At 49.9% G+C, this 437-nt stretch carries 1 protein-coding gene; it reads right to left on the bottom strand.

The annotated features are described in order from the left end of the window. The coding region (locus WLY71_RS31720) for a hypothetical protein (RefSeq protein ID WP_347806589.1) at positions 1-437 on the bottom strand (437 nt) is incomplete at both ends.

Here is a 437-nt window from a genome sequence, read left to right as displayed (position 1 = left end):
TCTCCCTTTCTCTTCCCTCTTTCCTTCCCTTCCCTCTTTTCTCTCCCTTTCTCTTTCCCTCTTTCTCTCTCCCTCCCCTTTCCCCCCTGCTCTCCTCTTCCTCCTCTGTGTCCTTCTCGTTTCCTCCCTCTCCTTCTCCCTTCCTCCCCCTCCTTCCTTTTTTCCTCTCCTCTTTCTCCCTTTCCCCTCCTTCTTTCCCCCTTCTTTCCTTTTCTTCTTCTTCCCTCTCTTCCCCTTCCTTTCTCCTCCTCCTTTCCTCTTCTTTCTTCCCTTTCTCTTTCTTTCTCTTTCCCCTTTCCTCTCTCCTCCTCTCCCTTTCCTCTTTTCTCTCCTTTTTCTTCCCTCTTCTCTTTTTTTCCCCCCCCCCTTCTTTCCTCCTCCTTTCTCTTCTCCCCCTCTTCCTCTTCCTCCTCCTCTTCTCTTTTCTCTCTCTTTTT

Origin of the sequence: Pseudomonas rossensis (genome assembly GCF_039888995.1) — a bacterium.
Taxonomy (GTDB): domain Bacteria; phylum Pseudomonadota; class Gammaproteobacteria; order Pseudomonadales; family Pseudomonadaceae; genus Aquipseudomonas; species Aquipseudomonas rossensis.
This window is presented reverse-complemented; position numbering and strand designations above follow the sequence as displayed.